Consider the following 21,252-nt stretch of genomic DNA (forward strand, 5'->3'; position numbering starts at 1 on the left):
GATTCTACACGATACGATCCGGCTCCCCACGAACCCGCCCGGACCTGCCGCGTGAATCCCGACATCGAAATCGTCAAGACCGAAGTGCTCTCCGACAACTGGTATGTGCTGCGCAACGTCCACTACCGCATGCGCAAGGCCGACGGTAGCTGGGCCGAGCGCACGCGCGAGGCTTACGACCGCGGCAACGGCGCGACCATCCTGCTTTACGATCGCGCGCGCCGCACCGTGCTGCTGACGCGGCAATTCCGCCTGCCGACCTATGTCAACGGCAACGCCACCGGCATGCTGATCGAAACCTGCGCCGGCCTGCTCGACGCCGACAGCCCCGAAGACGCCATCCGCCGCGAGACGCGCGAGGAAACCGGCTACGACGTGCGCAACGTACGCAAAGTGTTCGAGGCCTATATGTCGCCGGGGTCGGTGACCGAGATCCTGCATTTCTTCGTTGCCGAGTACGCGGCAGCCGACCGCGTCGACGCCGGCGGTGGCATCGACGACGAGGACATCGAGGTGCTCGAAATGAGTTTCGACGAGGCGCTTGCCGCGACCGGCGACGGCCGCATCCGCGACGCCAAAACGATCATGCTGCTGCAATACGCGGCCCTGAAAATATTCGCCGCGTAGGCGGCGCGAAACGCTGTGGCGCGTGCGTGATTCGATCGGCTGAGGTGGCGCTTAACCGCTTTTTCACATAGCTTCCGTTGCCGCCGGCCTTCGGGTAAGGTGGTCGGGTCTGGGCGCGTCAAGCGCCGTTTCCTGGCTTGAGATGAACGAAGAACAGCGAGCGCCCATTGCCGACGATGTGTTGATCCGCGTGCGCGGGCTTTCGACCGTGCTCAACGGCAAGACCATCTTCGACAAGGTCGATCTCGATATTCCGCGCGGCAAGATCACCGCGGTCATGGGCCCGAGCGGCACCGGCAAGACGACCCTGATGCGCCACATCACCGGTCAGCTCGCGCCCGACGCGGGCGAGATTTTTGTCGACGGCCAGAATGTCGTGCGTCTCGATCGTGCGCAGTTGTTCGCGCTGCGCGAGAAGGTCGGCTACCTGTTCCAGAACTCGGCCCTGCTGACCGACTTCTCGGTGTTCGAGAACGTCGCCTTCCCGCTGCGTCAGCACTTGAGCCTGCCCGAAGTCGTCTTGCGCAATCTGGTCCTGACCAAGCTGCAGGCGGTCGGTCTGCGCGGTGCGGCCGATCTGATGCCACATGAACTGTCGGGCGGCATGATGCGCCGCGTCGCGCTCGCCCGTGCGATCGTGCGCGATCCGATGCTGATCATCTACGATGAGCCGTTCGTCGGTCTCGATCCGATCGCGCTGAACCAGATTCTCAAGTTGATCCGCACTTTGAATGAAACGCTCGGCATCACCAGCATCCTCGTCGCGCACGAACTTGCCGCGATCAGCCGGGTCGCCGACAGCATCTTCCTGATCGCCGGCGGCAAGATCGCCGCGCACGGCAAGCCCGCCGAACTCGAACGCGGCGAAACGCCGTGGACCAAGCAGTTCTTCAGTGGCGAAGCGGATGGTCCGGTGCCGTTCCAGTATCCGGCGCCCGACTACGCGGCGCAGCTCGGCCTGACCGGAGCGCGCGCGTGAGCGCCGTGCGCAAGCCCTCGTATTTGACCGACGGCATCGCCCAGATCGGCGCGTGCAGTCTCTTCCTTCTGCGCATTCTCGCCGCGGTTCCGCGCAGCTTGCGCCATTTCCGCGAAACGGTCCGGCAGATTTGGTTCGTCGGCGCGATGAGCCTGACGATCATCATGACCTGCGGCTTGTTCGTCGGCATGGTCCTCGGCCTGCAGCTCTATTACGTGCTGTCGATTTTCGGCGGCACGGCGGCCCTCGGCACGGTGGTGTCGCTGTCGCTGTATCGCGAACTCGGGCCGGTCGTCACCGCTTTGCTTTTCGCCGGCCGCGCGGGTACGTCGATCACGGCCGAAATCGGCCTGATGCGCGCCACCGACCAGATCTCGGCGATGGAGATGATGGCGGTCGATCCGCTCGCCTACGTCGTCGCGCCACGCTTCATTGCCGGCCTGATCGCGATGCCGCTGCTCGCCTGCGTGTTCAATGCGCTCGGCATTTTCGGCGCGCACCTGGTCGGAGTGAGCTGGCTCGGCCTCGACAACGGCACGTTCTGGTCGAATATGACGTCGAGCGTCGACGTGTGGAAAGATGTGGTCAACGGCGTCTGGAAGAGCGTTGCGTTCGGTGCGATCTGCACCTTGATCGCGACATTCCAGGGCTATACGACCGCGCCAACCAGCGAAGGTGTCGCCTACGCGACGACGCGCACCGTGGTGTTCTCGTCGATCGCGACGCTCGCGCTCGATTTCGTGATGACGGCATTCTTGATGTGAGATCGAAAGATCGACGCGCGCAGAACGCAGAGAAGATCGAAGAATCGAATCTGATCTTTTGCTTTTCCTCGCGCTCTCCGCGCTCTCAGTGATTTAGTTTTCTACCTATCTTTCGTGGATAGCGGAAGTTTTAAGGACCGCAGCAATGGCACAACGACAATCCTTCCAGATCGGCACCGGGCTGTTCATCCTGCTCGGCTTCACCGCGCTAGCCTATCTGGCGACGCAGACCACTTCGGTCGCGAACTTCAGCCAGGGCGAGAGCTACAGCCTCAAGGCGCGTTTCACCAACGTCGGCCAACTCAAGCTGCGCGCGCCGGTGAAGATCGCCGGTGTGCGCGTCGGCTCGGTCGACAAGGTCGTGCTCGAGCCGGACAAACTCGATGCGCTGGTCACGCTGTCGATCGACAAACGTTACAGCCAGATTCCGGACGATTCGGCCGCCGCGATATTCACCAGCGGTTTATTGGGCGACCAGTATGTTGCCCTGCAGCCTGGCGGCTCGCCGGACATGTTCAAGAACGGCGACGAGGTGATCTTGACCCAGAGTTCGGTGCAGCTCGAAGAACTGATCGGCAAATATCTGGTCGGTGGCGGCGACTCGGCCAAATCGGCGGGCGACAAGGCCACCGGCACCGACAAGCCGGCCAAGCCCTAGGCGCATAGATGTAAGGACGGGAACTGCGCACAACGCGCAGTTTCGGGAAGGGCGGATGCACGGGCATTCGTCGGCGAATTGAAAAGGTGACTTATGCGTATTCTGTATTCCCTGCTTTGTGTACTCGCGCTGACGACGGCGGCTCCCGCGTTTGCTGACACGCCGACGCCGAACCAGGTCGTGCAGAACCTCGTCGACGAGCTCGGCAAGACCATGGAGGCGCGGCGCGGTGAACTGGCCAAGGATCGCGAAGGCCTGATCAAGGTCATCGATCAGATCGTGCTGCCGCACTTCGACATCGACTATGCCTCGATCCTCGTACTCGGCCAGAACGCACGCACCGCCTCGCCGGCGCAGCGCGCGCGCTTCGCCAAGGCGATGTACAACTCGATCACGCACCGCTACGCCGAAGGCCTGCTCAAGTACACCGAGGGCCGCGTGCGCGTGCTGCCGCAGCAGAGCGAACTCAACGACAAGCGCACCCTGGTGCGCACCCAGGTCGTGCTCGACGACGGCAAGCTCGTGCCGGTCGACTATGCGTTCCGCAAGACCGCGCAGGGCGACTGGAAGGCTTACGACGTGGTGATCGAGGGCATTTCCTACGTGACCAACTATCGCAACCAGGTCGCCGAGGAAATCCAGAAGTCGAGCCTCGACGCGCTGACTCAGCGACTCGAAAGCCAGGGCGCGAAAGCGCTCGAATCGATGGACGCCGAAGGCGTCAAGAAGTGAGGATCAGCTTCGACAATGCCGCCGCCGCGCTGCGCAATCCGCCCGCGGCGGACACGGTGGACTTGTCGGAGCTGGCCGATGCGGACAGCGCGACGCTGGCCGTATTGATCGCCTGGGCCGCGCAGGCACGCACGCGCGGCGTCGAACTGCGTTATCAGAACGCGCCGCAGGCTCTGCGCAATCTCGCGCGCCTGTCCGATGTCGACGGGCTGCTCCATCTGAACTGAGCTTCAGCCGCGGCATAGCGGCTTCGTTCGTGTAAATCAGACGATACGCTGCCGATCGCGGAACACTGCCGCGTGGATCGCGCTGGCGGCTCGTGCCCGCATCGGGTGGGGCTCCGCTTCGGACACACTGACAAAGCTCTCCCGGCGGTGCTCGTTGATCTTCAGCGCGACCGTGCCGGATCGGGGTGTTCGTCCACGTATCTTCCTCGCCTCCGATGACTACACGCTAGAAATGGGCGGCTAACTCAGGCCGAAATTCGGCGCCAGCGTGGTGCCAGCATGAACTTTCGTTTGAATTTCATTTTCTTACTTTTTCTTTCAAATTTATTGACAATGATTCCGAATCTGCCCTAGAGTCGATCACTACATTTCAAATTACCGCGTATTGCGGGCTCCGGGGGCGGGGATATGTTGCAAGCAAGAAACGGCGGCCGGTTCCTGGCTTTGATCGCGCTGTTGGCGATCGGGTCGCGCCCGCTCCACGCCGAAACGCTCGGCAATCTGAGCGGCATTTCGCCCGTTGCCGACGCGGGTACCACATCCGCCTGGGAACTCGCCACCGACAACGGCGCCCGCATCCGCATCGAACTGCTGCGCGCCGACCTGCTGCGCATCCAGGCCGGCCGCGGCGGCAAGCTGCTCCCGGCCGGCGACAAGGCCACGCCGATCGTGCTGCCGCAGGCGGCGAGCAAAGTCGTCTCCAGTATTGAGCAAGGCACGGACGAGTTGCGCATCCGCACCGACGCGCTCGTGCTGCATATCCAGCAACGACCGCTGCGTCTTGCGCTCGACCGCATCGATGCCGGCAAGGTCGTGCCACTGTGGCGTGAACTGCAGCCGCTCGATCTGGACAAGACGCAGAGCGTGCAGGTGCTGTCGAGCACGCCCGACGAGCATTTCTACGGCGGCGGGCAGCAGAACGGCCGCTTCGAGTTCAAGGGCCGCGAACTGGAGATTTCCTATTCCGGCGGCTGGGAAGAGGGCGACCGCCCGAGCCCAGCGCCGATGCTGCTCAGCTCACACGGTTGGGGCATGCTGCGCAACACTTGGAGCGACGGCAGCTACGACCTGCGCCAGGCCGACCAGGCCACCCTGCTGCACAAGGAAGACCGCTTCGACGCGTACTACTTCGTCGGCAACGGCCTGCACGAATTGCTCGACCGCTACACCGCGCTGACCGGACGCGCCGGCTTGCTGCCGCGCTGGGCGTTCTCCTACGGCGACGCCGACTGCTACAACGACGGCGACAACAAGAAGAAGCCGGGCACCGTGCCCGCGGGCTGGAGCGACGGCCCCACCGGCACCACGCCGGACGTGATCGACAGCGTGGCGAAGAAATACCGCGAGTTCGACATGCCGGGCGGGTGGATTCTGCCGAACGACGGCTACGGCTGCGGCTACTCCGATCTGCCCAAAGTCGTGGAGGGCTTGGCCAAATACGGCTTCAAGACCGGCCTGTGGACGGAGAACGGCGTCGAGAAGATCGCCTGGGAAGTCGGCAAGGCCGGCACTCGCGTGCAAAAGCTCGACGTGGCCTGGACCGGCAAGGGCTACCAGTTCGCGATGGACGCCAACCACGCCGCCTACGACGGCATTTTCAACAATTCCGATTCGCGTCCGTTCCTGTGGACAGTGATGGGCTGGGCCGGCATCCAGCGCTACGCGGTGGCGTGGACCGGCGACCAGAGCGGCAGTTGGGACTACATCCGCTGGCACATCCCGACGTTGATCGGATCGGGCCTGTCCGGCTACGCCTACGCGACCGGCGACGTCGACGGCATCTTCGGCGGCAGCGCCGAAACGTTCACGCGCGATCTGCAGTGGAAAAGTTTCACGCCGGTGCTGATGGGCATGTCCGGCTGGTCGGCGAATTCGCGCAAGCATCCGTGGGCGTTCGACGAGCCCTACCGCAGCATCAACCGCGACTATCTCAAGCTGAAGATGCGCCTGACTCCGTACATGTACGGCCTCGCGCGCGAAGCCGGGCGCAGCGGCACGCCGATCGTGCGCGGCCTGATGTGGGACTACCCGCAGGACCCGCAGGCCTGGAGCGAAGCGTACAAGTATCAGTTCCTGCTCGGCCGCGATCTGCTCGTCGCGCCGGTCTACCGCAGCCAGGCCGCGAGCCGCGGCTGGCGCCGCGGCATCCATCTGCCGCAGGGACGCTGGATCGATTACTGGGACGGCCGCCAACTGCAGGCCGCTGCGCAAGGTGTGCAGATCGATCGCCAGGTCGAACTGGCGACGCTGCCGTTGTTCGTGCGCGCGGGTGCGATCCTGCCGATGTATCCGGCGATGCTGTTCGACGGCGAGAAGCCGCTCGCCGAAGTGACCTTCGATCTGTATCCGCAGGGCGAATCGCAGTACACGCTCTACGAAGACGACGGCCACACGCGCCGCTACGCCCAGGGCGAAGCGAGCGAGCAGACCGTGACGATGCACGCGCCCGAGCAGGGCAGCGGCGAAGTGCGCGTCGGCATCGGCGCGGTGCAAGGCAACTATGCCGGGCAACTCGCGCAGCGTCGCTACGCCTTGCGCGTGCTCAGTCGCCAAGCGCCGAAAGCGGTGGAACTCGACGGACGTGCGCTGCCGAAGCTCGCCGACCGTGCGGCATTCGACGCTGCGAACGAAGGCTGGTACTTCGATGCCGACGAACGCCGCGGCACCGTACACGTGCGCAGCGCGCCGGTCGATATCCGCACCGCGCTCGCGTTCCGTCTCGACATCCCTGCTGCGAAGGCATTGCCGGACGACGTCTTTGCGCCGGCGCCGGCCCTGGGTCGCGCGCTGCCTTCGGACAGTCTCCTCGTGGTCAACCGCCCTGCGGAAGAGCCAGGGCATCCGCTGGAAAATGCGTTCGACGACGACGCGACGACCTGGTTCCGCAGCGTGCGCAATCAGGCCGTGCGCACCGGCGCGCACGAATGGACGATCGGTTTCGGCGAGCGCCGCCTGATCGATGGCATTGAACTGGCGCCGCGCAACGACAAGAACTGGAAGCACGGTCAGGTTCGCGATTACGAGGTCTATCTCGCCGACAGCAACGGCGAATGGGGCCAGCCGGTCGCCGTCGGCCGACTCAAGCTCGAGCAGGGCATGCAGAAGATCGAGTTCGCGCCGCATGCCGGCCGCCTGCTGCGTTTCCGCGTGCTCAGCGTGCAGAACCCGGAAGGCGACGGCGCCAGCGGCACCGATCCGATGGTCAGCGCCGCGCAGGGCGCAGCGGCACGCGCGGTCGATGCACTGCAGCCGCGCGATGTCGGCCCGATCGCTTTGTCGACCTTCCATATTCTCGAACATCAGGTCGGCGAGCGTCCGTCGTCGCAGCGCTATCTGTCCGAACTCGCGCTGCCGGAAGCGTCGGCCAAGAGCATCGCGCGCGATCGCGCCTTCGGCGGCAGCGCCGAGATGCGCATGAACGGTTTGCAGTTCCGCCGCGGCCTCGGCGTCGGCGCGAACAGCCGCGTCGATCTGAAGTTCGACGGCAATTGGCAGACGCTGCGCGCCGATCTCGGCATCGACGACACCTGCCGCGATGCCGGCGGCATGCAGTTCCAGGTCTGGGGTGACGATCGCCTGCTCTACGACAGCGGCCTGGTGAAGGCGCCTGGCGTGGTCAAGCCCGAACTCGACGTCCGCGGCCTGCATCGCCTGAGCCTGCGCACTCTCGGCGCGCAGGGCGCGCGCCCGGCGCAGGTCTGCGGCAACTGGGCCAACGCACTGCTGATCGGCCAGGAGGGCGACACCGCCAGCATCGTCCCGCCCTGATCCGCTTTCGTCTTATCCGCCCGATTACATCCGCCCATCATCCAACGCGCAGCGGGGGCCGCTGCCGAACGAGGAAACGAAGATGCCGTCCAGCCGTGAACGTCGTATTGCTTTGACCAGCCTGTCCGCTGCCCTGTTTGCAGCGCTCGCCGCACCGCTCGCCGCACAGGATGTGTCGCAGGACTCGAACAAGAAGGACGACAAAACCACCGAACTCGGCCGCATCGAGGTCACCGGCTCCAACGTCAAGCGCACCGACATCGAAACCGCTTCGCCGCTGCAGATCGTCACCAAGGCGGAGATCGAAAGCATGGGCGCACGCACCTTGCTGCAGGTGCTCGACAACCTGCCGGCCGCGCGCCCGGCGCAGCAGGATTTCAAGTCGCTGTTCACCGGTTCGGACGGCGCCTCGCAAGCCAACCTGCGAGGCCTCGGCGCGCAGGGCACGCTGGTGCTGTTGAATGGCCGCCGCCTGTCGTACTACGGCGCGCCGGCCGGTTTTCAGACCCAGTTCGTCAACATCGACGCGATTCCCGCCGCGGCGATCGAGCGCATGGAAGTGCTGACCGACGGCGCCTCGGCCGTCTACGGCACCGACGCGGTGGCCGGCGTGATCAACGTCATCACCAAGAAAGCCTACGAGGGCGCGGAACTGAGCCTCACCTCCGATTCGTCGACGCGCATCGGTTCCTACGGCGAGCGCCAGGCCAGCATCACCGCCGGCATCGGCAATCTCGCCGAAGACCGCTACAACGTCTACGCCTCAGTCAATCTGTACCGGCGCGATCCGATCCCGCTGAGCGACTGGTACGACAAGAAGCCGGCTCAGTACTACGTCAACAACCCGAACTACATCAACAATTTTCGCCTCGGCACCGGTAGCGCGCCGGGCGTGTTCAATCCCGGCACGTATTTCGCGTTCGATCCGAAGACCGGCGCGCGCGTACAGCAGGCCGCGCCGGGTTGTCCCAATGTGTTGACCACCGAAACCGCCGGTCCGCGCTGCATCTGGCAGACCTGGCTCAACAACCAGATCGATGCAGGCGCACAGTCGGACCGCACCACGGTTTACCTCAACGGCACGTTCCAGTTGAACGACTCGCTGCAGGCGTTCGCCGAAATCGCCTACACCGACATCGACCTCAAGGCCAACGGCGGCACCCCGCGCACATTCAACAGCACGTCCGGCGCGCCGACCAGTTGGTTCGCGCGCAACACGGGCACCACGGTCAATACTTTCAGCTATCCGTTCATGGGTCCGAACAACGTCTACAACCACGCCAGTACCCAACTGAAGGCGCTCATGGGCGGCGTGGTCGGTCTGAACTATTTGCTGCAGGATGCCGGCGACAACTACTTCGGCCAGCGCAACACCGACAAGAGCTATCGCGCGCTTGCCGGCCTGCGCGGCAACGTCGGCGACTGGAACTGGGAAACCGCATTGACCACCGCCGGCACGGCGTCGGTGACCTACCAGACCATCAACGTCAATCTGAAGGGTTTCGCGAAGGCGTTCGGTCCGTTCACGATCGACCCGGTCACAGGTCGCACGCTCATGGCCGACAACCCGGCCTACAAGTTTGGCGTCATCAGCCCCGAAAACGCGGCGCTGATCCGCGAAGCTTTTCCGACTTTCGACATCCGCTCGTGGACCCGGCTCACCACCTGGGACGGCAAGGTCGAAGGCCCGCTCGCCACGCTGCCCGCAGGTGAGATGCGCGCCGCGTTCGGCTTCAGCATTTCACGCGAGTTGTTCTACACGCCGGGCAATACCGATGCGGCGAACGGCCTGATCACCCAGCAAGGCGGCTCGTGGTTCGACGGCAAGCGCACGACGAAGGCACTGTTCGGCGAAGCGGTCGCACCGATCACCGACAAGCTCGAAGCCGATATGGCGGTGCGCCTCGACAAGTATCCGAACTTCGATACCAACGTCGCGCCGAAGATCGGCATCAAGTATCAGGCGTTGCCGGAACTGTTGCTGCGCGGCACCTATTCTGAAGGCTTCCGTGCGCCGAGTCTGGCCGAGGCCGGCACCGGCGGTGTCTTCGCTCAGCTCGGCGGCTACCGCGACCAGACCCGCTGCGACGAAACCAATGCGATCGCCAACCTGCTGCTGAAGTCGAAGCGCCCGGGCGACGTCGATCTCGGCAATACGCTGTTCAACGCCGACTGCAGCCGCACGGTGGCGCGCATGACCCAGCCGAATCCGGCCTTGCAGCCGGAGAAGGCGAAGATCTCTACGCTCGGCTTTGTGTTCGAGCCGACCAAGCGCCTGTCCGTGTCGGCCGACTATTGGTTTATCTACCGCCGCAACGAGATCGTCGCGCCAGACTTCACCCGGCCCGCCGACATCGTGTCGAAGACGCGATTCCCGATCAACGACGCGGATCGCGCCGCGCTCGCGCAGCTCGCCGCGATGTGCGCCGATCCCGCGAGCGGCGTGAGTTGTCCGGCGACGCTGCCGACCTACAGCGTCGGCAATGTGGCGAGTCTTACCGGCCAGTACCGCAACCGCGGACGTACCCTGGTCGACGGTTTCGACATCGACGCGCGCAGCCGTTTTTCGCTCGACAGTTGGGGCGATCTGACTGTCGGTGTAGCAGCGACGATTGCGCGCCGCATGGACACGGTCCTGCTCGATCCGACGCAGGGCCTGGATTACGGCAATGTCGTCGGCTACTACAACAATCCGCGGATACGCGCGACGCTGAATGCGGATTGGACCTACGGCAATTTCACGACGAGCCTCTTCGTCAACTACACCGGCAAGACCAAGTGGGCCTACGACCAGACCGACGTCGACTCGCTGCCCGGCAAGTGCATGGCCTACAACGGCAAGCCCGATACGAAGGATTGCGACGGCGTTCCGGCGTGGTGGACCGCCAACCTCGGCGTAATGTGGAAGCCGTACGAAAAGATGCGCGTCGGATTCACGATCAAGAACCTGTTCAACCGCCTGCCGTTCTACGATCCGAACAGCTTCCTCGGCGACGCGAGCGATTACACGAACAATTACGGTCGCGTCTACAGCGTCTCGCTCAACTACAAGTTCCTCTAAGCGCAACGCCGGCCGCCGGGCGAACGAGCCCGGCGGCTTTATCTCTTTCAAGGTTTGGGACAGTGCGGCCGGATTGGGCAGGAGCCCGCGTCGCTGCGGCGCTCCGGCCGCGCGATTCCGCGGCGGGATCGCCGAACAAAAAAAGTTGTCGCGCCGTCTTTGCGTTTAAGCCGATGGTGCGCAGGCCTGCGCGTACTGGCGCAGCACGTGGGTCACGCCGGAGCGCAGGATGGCGCTCGCGGAATTGTCCAAGCGCCTCGCGCGGATTTCGTCGTGCTGTCGCGGCAAGTACTGGCTCAGCAAGGCGATTGGCAACGAGCCGCTCGCCGAACTCGCATCGAGGTTATGCAGCAGCTTGTCGCAAGCTGCGCGGATGCGCGGATGCGCCCAGTAATAGCGCACGCGGTCGCTGAGGCTGTATTGCAGATCGAGGGCGAGACGGCTCTCGTCGGTGTAGTACTTGTTCCAGTATTTGGGTTCGGCTCGCATGACTTCGAGCACGACCTTGCGCAGCGCCGAGCCGTTTGCGGTGCCGAGAAGCTCGTCTTCGATCGTCGCGAGCGCCCAGAGCGTTTCGCGCAAGGCGTAGGTGACGCCGGGGCCGACCTTGAGAATCGCAAAGTGCCCGCGCACCAGGGCGGCGAGTGCCTCGGGCGTCTGATAGTCGGTCGAATGCGCCTCGTAGATCAGCCCGGGAAATTTCTCGATTGCGGCGCTCAGCGCGCGCGCCTTGTCCGGGCGGAAATCGACGACGTCGTGATGGTCGAATTCCACGCCGGGCTGCACGACGAGGCCGATCACGCGTTGCCACGCCGTATCCAGGCCGTTCGCGAAGAATGCCTCGCGATGCGCCTGTATCGTGGCTTCCATCGCTTCGGGGCGGGTGACCTGCAGTTCGTCGAGTTCTTCTTTGGCGCCGCCGGGCACCGGTACCTCGGTGCCGACGATGTAGACCGGCGCTTCACCGCCGCTGCGCTGCCATGCGCGTTCGGCGACGGCGCAGAGGCGCGCGGCGCGCGCGGCGACTTCGGCGTCGGGCAGCACCGGCGGATCGCCGGCGCAAGACATCGAGCAGTCGAGATGAATCTTGCGGAAGCCTGCGGCGACGTAGGCGTCGATCAAGGTTTCGGATTTCGCCATCGCCGCAGCCGCGGACTCGTCCTGCCAGCAGTTCGGCCCGAGATGATCGCCGCCGAGCAGCACGCGTTCGCGCGCGAGGCCGGCCGCGTCCGCTTTGTCCATGACGAAGGCGTGGAAGTCGGCCGGAAGCATGCCGGTGTAGCCGCCGAACTGATTGACCTGATTCGATGTGGCTTCGATCAGAACCGCGCTGCCATTGTCGCGCGCGTGAGCGAGCGCCGCATCGAGCACGAGCGGATGAGCCGAACAGACGGAGGCGATGCCGACGGCCTGTCCGGAGCGATGGCGTGCGACGAGATCGAGTAGCGCTTTCATGGCAGTCGTTCCGGATTTTCTATTTCGCGCCAAGCAGCGCGAGCACTTCTTCGCGCGTGCCCTGGGTGGCCGTGCCGCCGATGCCGCGCGTCGACAAGGCCCCGCACGCATTGCCCCAGCGCAGGCAATCGAGCGGCGCCAGATCTTGCAGCCACGCATGCAGGAATCCCGAGTTGAACGAGTCGCCGGCGCCGGTCGTGTCGACGGCTTGCACGGCGCTCGCCGGCGCGAAAAGTAGCTGGCCGTCTTCGAGCGTCATCGCGCCGCGACTGCCTGCCTTGACGACGATCCGCGTGGTGCCGTTGTCCAGCGCGCGCAGCGCTTCTTCGGGCGTATCGACGCCGGCGATCGCGCAGGCTTCGCTCTGGTTTGGCAGGAACACGTCGACGTGGCGCAGCACCTCGATCAGCTCGCGCCCCCAGCGCCGCTCGGGATCGGAGCCCGGATCGAGCGAGGTGCTGAGTCCGGCGGCGCGCGCGCGCACGAACAATTCGCCGAGCTGCGGACGCAGCTTGGTCTGCAGGTAGTACGACGAGACGTGCAGGTGATCGGCGTGCGCGAACGCGGCGTCGCTGACGTCGTCGGCACTCAGCTCGGCGATCGCGCCGGACCAGGTCAGCAGAGCACGGTCGGCGTGGGCGGACATCGCCACGGTTACGCCGGTGCGCAGCGCGGCATCGGCGCAGATCAGTGAAGTGTCTACGTCACGGTCGCGCAGCGCAGCGATGCAGAAGCGGCCGAACGGATCGTCGCCGCAGCGTCCAATGAAGCGCACGGGACTGCCGAGTCGCGCCAGGCCCATCGCCAGAATCATCGACGACGAACCGGGGCATTGCAGGTAACTCTGCGCCAGCGTTTCGTGGCCGAATTGCGGCAGCTCGGGCACGCCCGAGAAAATCAGATCGACATTGATTTCGCCGGCGATGACGACGCGCTTCATCGCGCTTCGCCGGCCGCATGGATGACGAACTCCTCGACCACGCGCGTGAGCACGCCGGCCGACGGCGCATCGGGTTTCTGGCCCAGATGCAGGCAGCGGAAGAAGGCGAGCAATTGGCCGACGACGACGTCGATCATGTGCCGTTGGGTGTCGCCGAGCGCATTGAGGCCGGGCAGATCGATGGCCAGATCACCGGCCGCGACGACACCGGCCGGAATGCCTTCGCCGACGATCACGCGGGCGAGGCCGAGGCGCTTGCGCTCGAGTTCGCGCAGCAGGTCGTATTCGTAGTCGCGCACGTTTGCCTGCGCCGACAGGAACGCGACGACGAGGCTCGGGCGGTTCAGCGCGGACATGGGGCCGTGGCGCAGGCCGAGGAAAGTTTCCGCCATCGTCGCCGCCGCGCCGCCCGACATTTCGAGCATTTTCAGCGCCGACTCGCGCGCGGCGCCGAGGCCCGGACCGCTGGCCAGATATACGGCGGCGGAAAAATTTTTGCGCGCGGCCATCGCCAGCGCGTCGGCATGCCTGTCGAACAAGCGCTGTGCGACATCGGCGGCCGACGTGGTTTGCGCGGCGTAGGCTTCGCTCTGCACGAGCGCGCCGCCGGCGAGCAGCATATTGGTGAAGCTGCTGGTCATCACCAGACTGCGGTCATTAGTACGTGCGTCGAGCAGCAGCACGCGCACGCGCGGCTCGCTGCGGTAGCGCGTCGCCAGGCGCCCGTTGGCATTGCAGGTGACGACCAAGTGCGCGCAGGCCGGCGCCGCAGCGAGGATCGAATCGACCACGGCGGCGCTTTCCGGGCTGTCGCCCGAACGCGCGATCGACATGACCAGGCCGCTGCCGGGCGGCAGCATGCCACGCAGATTGGTCAGCAGGTCGCCGGCCGGTATGGCACGGCAGGGGATGCGCAGGGCGGCCTGCAGCACGCCGGCGAGGCATTCGCCCGCATGCACCGAACTGCCCGAGCCGGTCAGTACGATGTACTCGGGGCGCGAAATCAACGCCTGCGACAGAATGGCCGCGGCGGCCGGCCCGGCGAGCAGGGCGGCGGTGTCGCGCCAGGTCTGCGGCTGCTGCAGGATTTCGCGCAGCGTGTCCGCGTAGCCCGCCCGCTGCTGTTCCTCGGCGCTGCCGGCGAGAAGCCGTCCGAGTTCGATCGAAGGCGTTGAACTGTCCATAGTGACTGGCATTTGAAAAAAAATTGACGCAAAATGAAAGTTAATTTCGTCGATTAATACAATAAACGAAACAAAATGAAATTTCCAAGGATTTTTCGGGTGGATGCGGGCGACGACGCCCCGGTCTTGCCGCTGATTTTCCCCTGGGCCGCCGAAAGACGGTCAAAATCGGCGCAACGGCGGCGGCGGCGGTCGCTCGTGCCGTCGCGCGCAGGTTGCGGGTTTTTCGTGCCGTGCGAAAGGCCTAGGATGACACGATGAAAACCTCGACACAGCGCCAATCCGCCGCCGCGTCGCCGGCGCGGGCGAAATGTTTCTGCTGCACGCCGCCGCTTTCGATCGTGCGCGGCAACGCCGGCAAGAATCCGCTGCAGACCGCACGCGATGTCGACAAAGCGGGCTTGCGCCTCGCCGATTTCGCCCCGCGCAGCATGTTGCGCGTGCGCGAGACGCGCATCGAAAAGCCGCGTTTCCCGGTGATCGACGTGCACACGCATCTCTCGTGGATGACCGCGACGCGCAGCGGCGTATCGCTCGGCGAAGAGATGACCTGGTTCGCCTCGCCCGAAGAGCTGCTGCCGCTCATGGAGCGCAAAGGCATCCGCGCGATGGTCAACCTGACCGGCGGCATCGGCAAAGGCCTGGAGGCGACGATCGCGCGTTTCGACCACGCTGCGCCGGGACGCTTCCTGACCATGACCGAGCCGTCGTTCGAATACGTCGCCGAGCCCGACTACCCGCAGCGGCAGGCCGATGCGCTCGCACACGCCAAACGCGCCGGCGCCTGCGGACTGAAGCTGCTCAAGACGCTCGGGCTCTACCTGCGCGAACGCGTCGATCAGGGCGGACTGGTCACGATCGACGATCGCCGTTTCGACTCGATGTGGGCGACCTGCGCGGACCTGGATCTGCCGGTGTTTATCCATAGCGCCGACCCGGCCGCGTTCTTCCTGCCGACCGATGCGCACAACGAACGCTACGAGGAACTCGCCAATCACCCGGACTGGTCGTTCTACGGCGCAGGATTCCCGAGTTACGACGAGCTGATCGCCGCGCGCGACCGCGTGATCGAGCGGCATCCGCGGACCACGTTCGTGCTGATGCACGTGGGTTCCCAAGCCGAAGACCTCGGCGCAATTTCCGCGTGCCTGGACCGCCATGCGAACGTGCACGTCGACATCAGCGCGCGCGTGGGCGAACTCGGCCGCCAGCCGCGCGCGAGCCGGCATTTCTTCGAGCGCTACCAGGACCGCATTCTGTTCGGCACCGACGCGGTGCCGTCGCCGTGGGGCGACGAGGTGCCGCAGCAATTGCTCGGCGATGCGCTCTACGAGATCTACTATCGCTACCTTGAGACGGAGGACGAGTATTTCGACTATGCTCCGGCCGAGATTCCGCCGCAGGGGCGCTGGGCCATCTACGGCGTCGGCCTGCCCGATGCGATACTACGCAAGATCTATCACGACAACGCCGCCCGCCTGCTTGGTCTGACTGCATGACCCCATCGTCCCCCGCGCCTCGCCTGCTCGTCGAAGAGCGCCGCCGCCTCATCGTCGAGCTGGTCGAGCAGCAGGGGCGTGCCACGGTCGAGGAACTCGCCCAGCGTTTCGACATTTCGCCGGTGACCATCCGTGCCGATCTCGAAGCGCTCGCGCGCAACGCGGCGATCGTGCGCTCGCATGGTGGTGCGGTGCCGGCGCCCGCGCATGCGGTCGATACGCCGCTGAGCATCAAGGAAACCCGCCATCATGCGCAGAAGCGGCGCATCGGCCAGGCCGCGGCGCGGCTGGTCGAGGACGGCGAGACGATCATCCTCGACTCGGGATCGACCACGATCGAGATTGCGCGCGCCTTGCGCACGCGCCAGTGGAGCGAGCTGACTGTGATCACCAACGGCCTGCACATCGCGCTCGAACTCGGCGCGATCCCGGCGATCCGCGTGATGATGCTCGGCGGCCTGTTACGCGCGAGTTCGCATTCGCTGGTCGGTCCCGGTGCCGAGCAGATGCTCGCCCAGCTTTCCGCCGATCGTTTGTTTCTCGGCGTCGACGGCATCGCGCCCGAGGTCGGCGTAACCACGCCGGACCCGCAGGAAGCCACGCTCAACGCGCTGATGATCCGCGCCGCGCGCGAAACGATCGGCGTGTTCGACTCGAGCAAGTTCGGTCAGCGCAGCCTTTCGGTGATCGCGCCGCTGTCCAGTCTGCACAAGATCATCAGCGACACCGGCGCAACGCCCGACTACGTACAGGCGCTCGAAGGCGCCGGCGTCAGGGTGACTCTGGTCTGAGCGGCTGAATCGCGCCGGCCGGCGCGATCACGGCTGTTTCTGCTGCTTCTTCTCGTACTGCTGCTGCTCTTCGAGCAGTTTGTCGACGTCGAGATTCTCGTCACCCTGCAGCGCCTGGATCGCTTCCATCGGCGGGTTGCCGTCGTAGATCTTGTACAGGCGGCGCTGGCGATAGGCGTCGCGATAGAACACGTAAGGATCGTAGACGCCCTGCAGCAGGCCTTCGGCATCGATCGCGCTTGAACGCAGCGTGATCAGGTAGGCAACCTGCGGAAAGTACTCGGCGTGCCACTTGAAGTCGTGTTCGCGTGCGTACCAGGACAGCGGATCGAGGAAATACGAATCGACCGGCGTCGCGACCAGATCGCGTCCCGTGGTCGAGCCGACCAAGGGCAGCACGAGATAAGGGCCTTCCGGCACGCCCCACTTGGCCAGCGTCACGCCGAAATCGGTCGTATGCGCGTCGATGCCCATTTCACTCGCCGGATCGAAAAAGCCGAGAATGCCCACCGTCGAGTTGATGACGAGGCGGCTGGTCTGGGTGAACGCATACTTCGGTTCGGCCTGCAGCAGGTCGTTGACGATCGTGATCGGCGACTTGACGTTGGCGAAAAAATTGCTGACGAGGCGCCGCGTGGTGTCGTTGGTGACCTTGCGATAACCGACCGCAACCGGCCGGATCGCGACACGATCGGCGAAGCTGTTGAACTCGTACATCTTGCGGTTGAACTTCTCGTACGGATCGTCGCGCCGCGGCGTCGGCGTTGCGCATCCGGCCAAAACTGCGGCACCTGCGGCGAGAAGGGCAAGGCGGGTGAAAGGTGTCGAAGTCTTCGGCATCGGTGTCTGGCTATCCGTGGGCGTTCCGCGTCGCTAAGGCTCGCTCGCGCAAGGCGCTGGGCGGTTCATTTCCCTGTCTGGCGCGTAACTCTACGCAATTGCGGCACGCCTGCCCACTTTCAAGCCGAGTCAGGTACAGGAGCAGTTCAGTTCGAGAAAATGCCGGTTTGCGCGGACTTACCGCGGAGGCTACAATGTGAAACGTATAGATTTCCCAAGTCTGCGCGTTGCCTGCCAGCCCTCCTGTGCAAGTACGCGAATCCGCCGCCCGGCCTTACGCAGCACCGCCGAATCGGCGCATCCGAGACGATTCGAAAATTCCCGCGGGGGCGTCCGGCCCGGCTGCGCGATTTGGGTTCCGCAATTCGTTATTCGAGGTTCTTTTGTATGGCACGCATCACCGTAGAAGATTGTCTGGAAGTGGTCGACAACCGTTTCGAACTCGTACTCATGGCGACCAAGCGCGCGCGTCAGCTCGCCAACGGCGCCGAAGCGACGATCGACACGGCCAACGATAAGCCGACCGTGCTCGCCCTGCGCGAGATCGCCGGCGGCAAGATCAACCAGAGCCTGATCGACGAAGTCGACAAGGCCGCGCGCGAGAAGGCCGAGCGTGAAGCGCTCGAATGGGCCGCCGCCGAAGTCGACGACGACCTGAAGGGCGGCGACGATCTGTGAGCGATGGCGCAGGCCATTGTTTTTCCTCCATGCGCGCCGCGCACTGCTGGCGCGCACACGCTTCGCACGCTCTTCGCGTAGCACGCTAGGAACGCGAGCATGAGCACGGCGCTGCAGGAAACCGTCCCTGCCGACGTGCTGGCGCTCGAACAGCGCCTTTCCGCCTATCTGTCGCCGGAGCAGGTCGCGCGCGTGCGCGAGGCCTACTTCACCGGCGCGCACGCACACGAAGGGCAGACGCGCAAGAGCGGCGAGCCCTACATCACTCATCCGGTCGCGGTCGCGACCATCCTCGCCGATCTCGGCATGGACGCGGAAACGATCATCGCCGCGATCCTGCACGACACGCTCGAAGACACCCAGTTGTCGCGCGCCGAGCTCGAGGAAAAATTCGGTGCCACCGTCGCCGAACTCGTCGACGGCGTCACCAAGCTCGACAAGGTCAAGTTCCGCAACCAGCAGGACGCCGCAGCCGAGAGCTTTCGCAAGATGCTGCTGGCGATGGCGCGCGACCTGCGCGTCATCCTGATCAAGCTCTCCGACCGTCTGCACAACATGCGCACGCTCGGCGCGATGGCGCCGGCCTCGCGCCGCCGCATCGCGCGCGAGACGCTCGACATCTACGCGCCGATCGCCCAGCGCCTCGGCATGAACAAGTTCCGCTCCGAGCTGCAGGACCTCGGCTTCCGATCGCTCTACCCGGATCGCTACCGGATCATTTCCGAACGCATCAAGAGCGTGCTCGGCAACCGCCGCGAAGCGATGGGCAAGATCGAGGCGGCGCTCGCCGCGCGCCTCGTCGCCGAGCACATCCCGAGCCGGGTGATGAGCCGGATCAAGACGCCGTACTCGACGTACTCGAAGATGCACAAGGAGCACAAGACCTTCAACCAGGTCATGGACGTGTACGGCTTCCGCGTCATCGTCGAGGAGACGATGCAGTGCTACCACGCGCTCGGCGCGATCCATTCGCTGTTCAAGCCGCTCGACGGGCGCTTCCGCGATTTCATCGCGATCCCGAAGGCGAACGGCTACCAGTCGCTGCACACTGTGCTGTTCGGGCCGTTCGGCGCGCCGATCGAAATACAGATCCGCACCCAGGAAATGGACCAGGCCGCCGAGCGCGGCGTCGCCGCGCACTGGGTATACAAAACCTCGAAAGAGCCGGCCAATGCCGCGCAATCGCGCGCGCGCGACTGGATCGCGGGCCTGGTCGAAACGCAGGCGCGCGAAGCGTCGTCGGCCGAGTTCCTCGAGAACGTCAAAGTCGATCTGTTCCCCGACGAGGTTTATCTGTTTTCGCCGAAGGGCAAGATTTTTTCCCTGCCGCGCAATTCCACCGCGCTCGACTACGCCTACTTCGTGCATACCGACGTCGGCAACCACGCGGTTGCCGCGCGCGTCGACAAGAAGCTCGTGCCGCTGCGTACGCGCCTGAATTCCGGCGAGACGGTCGAGATCATAACCGCGCCGTCGGCGCAGCCGAACCCGCAGTGGCTGGAATGGGTGGTGTCGGCGCGCGCGCGCGTCGCCATCCGCAACAACCTCAAGCATCTGCAGCACGAGGACGCGGTCGAACTCGGCCACCGTATGCTCGACCGCGCGCTCGAAGCGCAGGGCGTGACCCTCGACGCGATTCCGCTCAAGACCCTCGACCGCTACATCGCCGACGCGAAGTTCAAGCGGCTCGAGGAACTGCTCGCCGATATCGCGCTCGGCAACCGCATGCCCGACCAGGTTGCGACCGCGCTCGCCGAAGGCGCTGCGCGCACGACCAAGGCCACGCGGCGCACGCAGGAAAAAGTGCTGATCAACGGCAGCGAACGCGGGGTGCTCAGCTTCGGCCAATGCTGCCATCCGGTGCCGGGCGACGAAATCATCGGCTATCTGTCACAGGGCAAGGGCGTCGTCGTGCATCGCATCGACTGCCCGAACGCGGCCGACTACCGCAAGACGCCCGAGCGCATCATCGCGATGGGCTGGGACAGCGAAGTCACCGGCGATTACCGCGTGCGCCTGCGCATCGTGGTCGAGAACAAGCCGGGCGTGCTCGCGACGATCGCTGCGGCGATCGCCGAAGCGGACTCGAATATCGAGAACGTCGAATACCAGGAACGCGACCTCAACACCTCGACGCTGATGTTCACGATCGAAGTCCGCAACCGCAAGCATCTCGACGAGGTGATGTACCGCGTGCGCCGGGCGAGTGTCGTGCATGGCGTGTACCGCTATCCGGTGTGACAGGCTGGCTCTGAAACCCGAAAATCACCGTTCGCCATTCCGGCAAAAGCCGGAATCCAGCACTTTGGTTTTCCGACTCCCGAAAAGCGCAAGGCGCTCGTTCCAGCTCTAACCCGAAAATCCCGCTCGACATTCCGGCGAAGGCCGAAATCCGGCACGTTGGTTTTCCGTCACTCCGAGAAGCACAACGCGCCCGTTCCGGCTTAACCCGAAAACCCCCGCTCGTCATTCCGGCGAAAGCCGGAATCCAGCACTTTGGTTTTTCTACTCCCGAATAGCACAAAGCGTCCGTTCCGCTTTCGCCCGAATGAGGTTTGCTCTTATGCTCTCCCCAGTCTTCAACTCCGAGGTTATTCATGTCCCGCACCATCATCCATAGCGATCACGCTCCCAAGGCAATCGGCCCGTACTCGCAGGCCGTGCGCGTCGGCAACACGATCTATTTCTCCGGTCAGACTCCGCTCGATCCGGCGACCGGCGTGCTCGTCGAGGGCGACATCGCAACCCAGGCGCGTCGCGTCTTCGAAAACCTCAAAGCGGTCGCGACCGCGGCCGGCATCGGCTTCGACCAGATTGCGCGTGTCGGCATCTATCTGACCGATCTCGGCAACTTCGCCGCGGTCAATGCGGTGATGGCCGAGTACTTCAAGGAACCGTATCCGGCGCGTTCGACGATCGAAGTGAAAGGTCTGCCCAAGGCCTCGCAGGTCGAAATCGACATGATCGCTGTGGTGGACTAGCGCGATCTTCCCTTCTCCGTCGGGAGAAGGTGGCGCGCAGCGCCGGGTGAGGGAGACGCGTCGCGACT

Annotated in this window: 17 protein-coding genes; 13 read left to right on the forward strand and 4 right to left on the reverse strand. The window is 64.7% G+C overall.

Features of this window, described 5'->3' with window-relative positions:
* The first annotated feature begins 51 nt into the window (after positions 1 to 51).
* The 8 genes from nudK (at position 52) to FFS30_RS13120 (ending at position 10,816) form a co-directional block, all read left to right on the forward strand.
* Positions 52 to 627: a GDP-mannose pyrophosphatase NudK gene (gene nudK, locus FFS30_RS13085; RefSeq protein ID WP_249352436.1), complete on the forward strand. Its 576-nt coding sequence runs from the start codon at positions 52 to 54 to the stop codon at positions 625 to 627.
* Between the two features lie 142 nt (positions 628 to 769).
* Positions 770 to 1,606 carry an ATP-binding cassette domain-containing protein gene (locus tag FFS30_RS13090; RefSeq protein ID WP_137913626.1) on the forward strand — a complete coding sequence of 279 codons (837 nt, stop codon included), beginning with the start codon at positions 770 to 772 and terminating at the stop codon, positions 1,604 to 1,606.
* Entirely contained in the window at positions 1,603 to 2,370 is a 768-nt protein-coding gene (mlaE, locus tag FFS30_RS13095; RefSeq protein ID WP_137913627.1) for a lipid asymmetry maintenance ABC transporter permease subunit MlaE, read from the forward strand. Before FFS30_RS13090 ends, mlaE begins: the two co-directional genes overlap by 4 nt.
* Before the next feature lie 145 nt (positions 2,371 to 2,515).
* Complete coding sequence (gene mlaD, locus FFS30_RS13100; protein WP_137913628.1) at positions 2,516 to 3,028, forward strand: outer membrane lipid asymmetry maintenance protein MlaD; 513 nt, start codon at positions 2,516 to 2,518, stop codon at positions 3,026 to 3,028.
* Between the two features lie 93 nt (positions 3,029 to 3,121).
* Positions 3,122 to 3,760, forward strand: a complete 639-nt coding sequence (locus FFS30_RS13105) for an ABC transporter substrate-binding protein (protein ID WP_137913629.1) — start codon at positions 3,122 to 3,124, stop codon at positions 3,758 to 3,760.
* A complete protein-coding gene (locus tag FFS30_RS13110) occupies positions 3,757 to 3,987 on the forward strand; it encodes an STAS domain-containing protein (RefSeq protein ID WP_171014598.1) in 231 nt (76 codons plus the stop codon). Before FFS30_RS13105 ends, FFS30_RS13110 begins: the two co-directional genes overlap by 4 nt.
* A 408-nt stretch (positions 3,988 to 4,395) precedes the next feature.
* On the forward strand, positions 4,396 to 7,755 hold the full coding sequence (locus FFS30_RS13115) for a TIM-barrel domain-containing protein (protein WP_137913631.1): 3,360 nt from the start codon (positions 4,396 to 4,398) through the stop codon (positions 7,753 to 7,755).
* 82 nt (positions 7,756 to 7,837) lie between these two features.
* Positions 7,838 to 10,816, forward strand: a complete 2,979-nt coding sequence (locus FFS30_RS13120; RefSeq protein WP_137913632.1) for a TonB-dependent receptor — start codon at positions 7,838 to 7,840, stop codon at positions 10,814 to 10,816.
* Between the two features lie 165 nt (positions 10,817 to 10,981).
* Here FFS30_RS13120 and FFS30_RS13125 read toward each other — a convergent pair whose 3' ends face one another.
* The 3 genes from FFS30_RS13125 to FFS30_RS13135 are packed head-to-tail and all read right to left on the reverse strand — an operon-like array spanning position 10,982 to position 14,395.
* The gene (locus FFS30_RS13125) at positions 10,982 to 12,271 is read right to left on the reverse strand and encodes a D-tagatose-bisphosphate aldolase, class II, non-catalytic subunit (RefSeq protein ID WP_137913633.1); all 1,290 of its coding nucleotides are present in this window, start codon (positions 12,269 to 12,271) and stop codon (positions 10,982 to 10,984) included.
* A gap of 19 nt (positions 12,272 to 12,290) precedes the next feature.
* Positions 12,291 to 13,211, reverse strand: coding sequence for a sugar kinase (locus FFS30_RS13130; protein WP_137913634.1), 921 nt, complete (start codon positions 13,209 to 13,211; stop codon positions 12,291 to 12,293).
* Entirely contained in the window at positions 13,208 to 14,395 is a 1,188-nt protein-coding gene (locus FFS30_RS13135; protein ID WP_137913635.1) for an SIS domain-containing protein, read from the reverse strand. The genes FFS30_RS13130 and FFS30_RS13135 overlap by 4 nt, the downstream gene beginning before the upstream one ends.
* A 257-nt stretch (positions 14,396 to 14,652) precedes the next feature.
* Here FFS30_RS13135 and FFS30_RS13140 point away from each other — a divergent pair, with 257 nt between their 5' ends.
* Both FFS30_RS13140 and FFS30_RS13145 read left to right on the forward strand, forming a co-directional pair.
* Positions 14,653 to 15,894, forward strand: coding sequence for an amidohydrolase family protein (locus FFS30_RS13140; RefSeq protein WP_137913636.1), 1,242 nt, complete (start codon positions 14,653 to 14,655; stop codon positions 15,892 to 15,894).
* Positions 15,891 to 16,685, forward strand: a complete 795-nt coding sequence (locus tag FFS30_RS13145; protein WP_137913637.1) for a DeoR/GlpR family DNA-binding transcription regulator — start codon at positions 15,891 to 15,893, stop codon at positions 16,683 to 16,685. Before FFS30_RS13140 ends, FFS30_RS13145 begins: the two co-directional genes overlap by 4 nt.
* 27 nt (positions 16,686 to 16,712) lie before the next feature.
* On the opposite strand, the gene FFS30_RS13150 is transcribed toward FFS30_RS13145, so the two are convergent.
* Entirely contained in the window at positions 16,713 to 17,465 is a 753-nt protein-coding gene (locus FFS30_RS13150) for a VacJ family lipoprotein (protein WP_343182329.1), read from the reverse strand.
* 447 nt (positions 17,466 to 17,912) lie between these two features.
* Between FFS30_RS13150 and rpoZ the strand changes: the two genes are divergently transcribed.
* From rpoZ to FFS30_RS13165, 3 genes are all read left to right on the forward strand, one after another.
* The gene (gene rpoZ, locus FFS30_RS13155) at positions 17,913 to 18,203 is read left to right on the forward strand and encodes a DNA-directed RNA polymerase subunit omega (protein ID WP_137913639.1); all 291 of its coding nucleotides are present in this window, start codon (positions 17,913 to 17,915) and stop codon (positions 18,201 to 18,203) included.
* 99 nt (positions 18,204 to 18,302) lie between these two features.
* A complete protein-coding gene (locus FFS30_RS13160) occupies positions 18,303 to 20,444 on the forward strand; it encodes a bifunctional (p)ppGpp synthetase/guanosine-3',5'-bis(diphosphate) 3'-pyrophosphohydrolase (protein WP_137913640.1) in 2,142 nt (713 codons plus the stop codon).
* 356 nt (positions 20,445 to 20,800) lie between these two features.
* The gene (locus FFS30_RS13165; RefSeq protein ID WP_137913641.1) at positions 20,801 to 21,184 is read left to right on the forward strand and encodes a RidA family protein; all 384 of its coding nucleotides are present in this window, start codon (positions 20,801 to 20,803) and stop codon (positions 21,182 to 21,184) included.
* Positions 21,185 to 21,252: the final 68 nt, after the last annotated feature.

It is taken from the genome of Rudaea sp. 3F27F6 (assembly GCF_005503555.1).
GTDB lineage: Bacteria > Pseudomonadota > Gammaproteobacteria > Xanthomonadales > Rhodanobacteraceae > Rudaea.

What these genes read in the sequence shown, in the direction of transcription:
- FFS30_RS13090 (WP_137913626.1), top strand. Translation starts at nt 770, where the DNA reads ATGAACGAAGAACAGCGAGCGCCCATTGCCGACGATGTGTTGATCCGC.
- mlaD (WP_137913628.1), top strand. Translation starts at nt 2,516, where the DNA reads ATGGCACAACGACAATCCTTCCAGATCGGCACCGGGCTGTTCATCCTG.
- FFS30_RS13105 (WP_137913629.1), top strand. Translation starts at nt 3,122, where the DNA reads ATGCGTATTCTGTATTCCCTGCTTTGTGTACTCGCGCTGACGACGGCG.
- FFS30_RS13115 (WP_137913631.1), top strand. Translation starts at nt 4,396, where the DNA reads ATGTTGCAAGCAAGAAACGGCGGCCGGTTCCTGGCTTTGATCGCGCTG.
- FFS30_RS13120 (WP_137913632.1), top strand. Translation starts at nt 7,838, where the DNA reads ATGCCGTCCAGCCGTGAACGTCGTATTGCTTTGACCAGCCTGTCCGCT.
- FFS30_RS13125 (WP_137913633.1), bottom strand. Translation starts at nt 12,271, where the DNA reads ATGAAAGCGCTACTCGATCTCGTCGCACGCCATCGCTCCGGACAGGCC.
- FFS30_RS13130 (WP_137913634.1), bottom strand. Translation starts at nt 13,211, where the DNA reads ATGAAGCGCGTCGTCATCGCCGGCGAAATCAATGTCGATCTGATTTTC.
- FFS30_RS13135 (WP_137913635.1), bottom strand. Translation starts at nt 14,395, where the DNA reads ATGGACAGTTCAACGCCTTCGATCGAACTCGGACGGCTTCTCGCCGGC.
- FFS30_RS13140 (WP_137913636.1), top strand. Translation starts at nt 14,653, where the DNA reads ATGAAAACCTCGACACAGCGCCAATCCGCCGCCGCGTCGCCGGCGCGG.
- FFS30_RS13145 (WP_137913637.1), top strand. Translation starts at nt 15,891, where the DNA reads ATGACCCCATCGTCCCCCGCGCCTCGCCTGCTCGTCGAAGAGCGCCGC.
- rpoZ (WP_137913639.1), top strand. Translation starts at nt 17,913, where the DNA reads ATGGCACGCATCACCGTAGAAGATTGTCTGGAAGTGGTCGACAACCGT.
- FFS30_RS13160 (WP_137913640.1), top strand. Translation starts at nt 18,303, where the DNA reads ATGAGCACGGCGCTGCAGGAAACCGTCCCTGCCGACGTGCTGGCGCTC.
- FFS30_RS13165 (WP_137913641.1), top strand. Translation starts at nt 20,801, where the DNA reads ATGTCCCGCACCATCATCCATAGCGATCACGCTCCCAAGGCAATCGGC.